The sequence below is a fragment of the Amycolatopsis kentuckyensis genome (genome assembly GCF_002155975.1).
Lineage (GTDB): Bacteria > Actinomycetota > Actinomycetes > Mycobacteriales > Pseudonocardiaceae > Amycolatopsis > Amycolatopsis kentuckyensis.
In genome coordinates, this window is sequence record NZ_MUMI01000651.1 from 1 (window position 1) to 3361 (window position 3361).

Here is a 3361-nt window from a genome sequence, read left to right on the forward strand (position 1 = left end):
CAGCAGGCCATCGACGTGGACGAGGAGGCGCTCGCGCTGCTGCCCGACGGCCACCCGGTGCGCGTCACGTCGCTGTCCAACCTCTGCGTCGCGTATCGGAGCCGGGCGGATCACACCGAAGCGGCCGCCGATCGGACGCGCGCCATCGACCTGGGCGAGCAGGCACTCGCCGCCATTCCGGCCGGCGACCCGACCCGAAGCGTCACCATCCGGATGGTGAGTGCCGCGCACCGGGAGCGCTTCGAACACCACGGGAACCCCGCCGACCTGGATCGGGCCGTCGAACTCGCCCACCTGGCGCTGGACGCGCTGCCCGCCGACCACCCCGACCGGTATCGCTACCTGTCCGAGCTCAACACCGTCCACCAGCGCCGGTCGCGGCATTCCGGCGAGGCTTCCGACATGCGACGCGGGATCGAGTTCCAGGAACAGGCGCTCGCCTGCCTGCCCCCCGGCCACCTCGCACTGGCCCTGGTGGCCACAAATCTCGGCCAGGCACACCACCAGTTCGCCACCACCACGGGTCATCCGCTGAACGAGGATCGTCTCGGTCCGCTCATCGACGTGATCACCGGCTCGGCGGCCACGGCGTCGACGACGCAGCAGGTGCGCTCGTACCACGTGGCCGGCCGGCTGGCGACGGTGCTCGGCGACCACGTCCGTGCCACGGCACTGCTGGACTCGGCTGCCGCGCTGTTGCCGTCGGTCCCGCCGCCGGGCGCGAACTGGCGGGACCGCGAGTACCGGATCGGTCAGTACACGGGCCTGGTGCGGGAAAGCATCGCCGCGCACTGCGCGATCGGCGATCCCGAGGGCGCCGTCGAGGTGGCCGAACTCGGCCGGGGCATCCTGCTGGCCGCCGAACTCGACGTCGATGCCGAAGCCGTTGCCGCACCGACGTTTCCGGAACTGCGGGCGGCGGCCGCCGACGGCGTGGTCGTCCTCGTCAACACGGACCTCCGCCGGGGCGAGGCGATCATCGTCACGGCCGCCGACGAGCCGATCCTCGTCCGCCTGCCCGAGCTCGGCGGCGCCGAACTGCACCGGCGGGTCCAGCAGCTCATCGACGTCAACCAGCAAAGCGGGTTCGCCGCCGCACTGCGCCAGCGGCGCGTCATTCCCGAGGTCGCCGGCTGGCTGTGGGACGTCGCGGTGGCCCCGATCCTGGCCGCCCTGCCCGCCACCCCCCGGGTGTGGTGGATGCCGACCGACCTGCTCAGCCTGTTCCCGTGGCACGCCGCCGGACACCCGGGCGAACCGGGTGCGCTGGACGCCGTGGTCTCCTCCTACACGGCGACCCTGCGCACGCTGACCCACTCCCGGTCCCGCCCGCCGGCGACCGAGCGCAGGCAGCTGACCGTCGCCGTCCGCGATGCCCCGGGCTCGACGCCACTGCCGGCCACCGCCGGCGAAGCCGAACACCTGCACAACGCCCACCCCGGCCTGCCGCTGCTGTCCGGCGAGCACGCCACGACCGACGCCGTCCTCGCCGCACTGCGCGAATCGACGTGGGCGCATTTCGCGTGCCACGCGGACGCCGACCTGCTCGTGCCCTCCCGGAGCGGAATCCGGCTCCACGACGGAATCCTGTCGCTGTCCTCGATCAGCCGGCTGCGACTGGCCGACGCCGAGCTGGCGTACCTGTCCGCCTGCTCGACGGCGAACCCGGGCATCACCCAGGCCGACGAGTCACTGCACCTCGCATCGGCCTTCCAGCTGGCCGGCTTCCGCCACGTCATCGCCACCCTGTGGCCGATCGCCGACGACTTCGCGGCCACCGCCGCGCGCGAGATCTACCGGCACCTGGACGGCACACCGTCGGCCGACAACGCCGCTCTCGGGGTCCGGCAGGCCACCCTCGACCTGCGCGCCGAGTACCCCGAACGCCCGGACCTGTGGGCGTCGCTGATCCACAACGGTCCATGAGGTGCTCCGCCGGTACGCTGCCGCACGCCGAGGATGACAGCCAATCGGCGGGTTGCTGTCGTCGTGGCGGACACCGTCGCGGCCGCGGTCAACCTGCCCATCAGCAGGACCGAGCGGTTACGGCCGGCCAGCCGGCCCACGGCGAGCATCAGCCGATTTGCCCGGCCCGGCCCTCAGTTGCGCGGCCAATGCTTCGAGTCGGTCCGCTCGGCGGGCAACGAGGACGAGGTCCGAGCCCCGGCGGGCGAGTTGGCGAGCGAACTCGGCGCCGATTCCGAAGCTGGCACCGGTGACAAGCGTGGTGTGGGGGGCGGCAGCCCAGGGTCCGATGTGGGAGAGGATCGAGCAGGGCCCAGTGATCCTGGAAGCGTTGCGCGCCCGCGCGGACGAGGAGCCGATCTGGGACGCGCTGCGGCACGCGTTCCGCGCGTTGAGCGCCCAAGCGGAGCCGCAGCGCGGTCTCATGATCGCCCGGCTGGTCGCCGCCAGTCCCGGTTTACGCGCCGCCCACCTGGAGAAGCACCTGAGGTGGCAGGAACAGCCCGCCCCCGAGCTCGAACGCCGGCTCGGTGACAGCGACGATCGCCCGGCCTGCGCGGCCAGGACGATCTACCGCACCGCCGGCAACTGCCGTTGCAGTACTAGCGGCACGGGGGCTGGAAATCGGTGCCCGGGATGTAGCGCATCCACTCCTTTTCGCTGAGCCGGGGATAGGCGGTGCGACAGATCCGCTCGGCGACACGCTCAGGGTCGGTTTCCCAGAGCCGGATCGTCTTGTCGTCGCTGGAAGTGACGACGGTACGGCCATCCGGGCTGAAGGCGATTCCACTGATCGGGCCGCTGTGACCGGTGAGCGCGCCGAGCAGCTGCGGCGCGCTGGGATTGTCCGTGGCCCAGAGGCGGATCGTGCCGTCGTTGCCACCGGTGGCGAGCTTTCGGCCGTCAGCGCTGAAAGCCAGCTCGCTGATGTCCCCCTTGTGCCCGGTCAGCGTCGCGATCGAGTGGGGGTCGGTGAGCGACCAGAGCTGGGCCGTGCCATCGGCTCCGGCGAAGGCGAGCAGGTCACCGGGTCCTGCGGCGACGGCGCCGCCTTGCCCGGACAACGTCAGTCCCTGCTTCGGGAGATGGGGATCAGTCACGTCCCAGAGTGACACCACACCGATGTGCGTGGCGATGGCCAGGATCGTGCCGTGGTTCGCGAAGGTGCGGGAAGTGATCACCCCTCCGGTGTTCGGGAGGACGCCGAGCCGCGACGGGTGGTCGACGTCGCTGACTTTCCAGAGCTGAGTCCTGGTGGAGGTGAGCGCGGCGAGACCGGCCTCGGGGTCCGTGTCGAGGTCCGGGTCGAGCAGCGTCGGGTCGTCCTCGAGTGCCTCCATCGGGAAGTCCGTGGCCAGCAGCTGCCCATCCGAACTGAACACCGTGCCCAGGCCGC

Annotated in this window: 2 protein-coding genes and 1 pseudogene; 1 reads left to right on the forward strand and 2 read right to left on the reverse strand. The window is 71.6% G+C overall.

The window, feature by feature from the left end:
* A partial coding sequence (locus CCN39_RS44850; RefSeq protein WP_143264403.1) for a CHAT domain-containing protein occupies positions 1-1926 on the forward strand: 1926 nt, incomplete at its 5' end.
* 159 nt (positions 1927-2085) lie between these two features.
* On the opposite strand, the pseudogene CCN39_RS52355 reads toward CCN39_RS44850, so the two are convergent.
* Together CCN39_RS52355 and CCN39_RS44860 are read right to left on the reverse strand one after the other, a co-directional pair.
* Positions 2086-2256: pseudogene (locus CCN39_RS52355) on the reverse strand (SDR family NAD(P)-dependent oxidoreductase); the annotation flags it as partial.
* Positions 2257-2567: 311 nt separating this feature from the next.
* Positions 2568-3361: WD40 repeat domain-containing protein (locus CCN39_RS44860; protein WP_208630654.1), on the reverse strand; the 794-nt coding region annotated here is incomplete at its 5' end.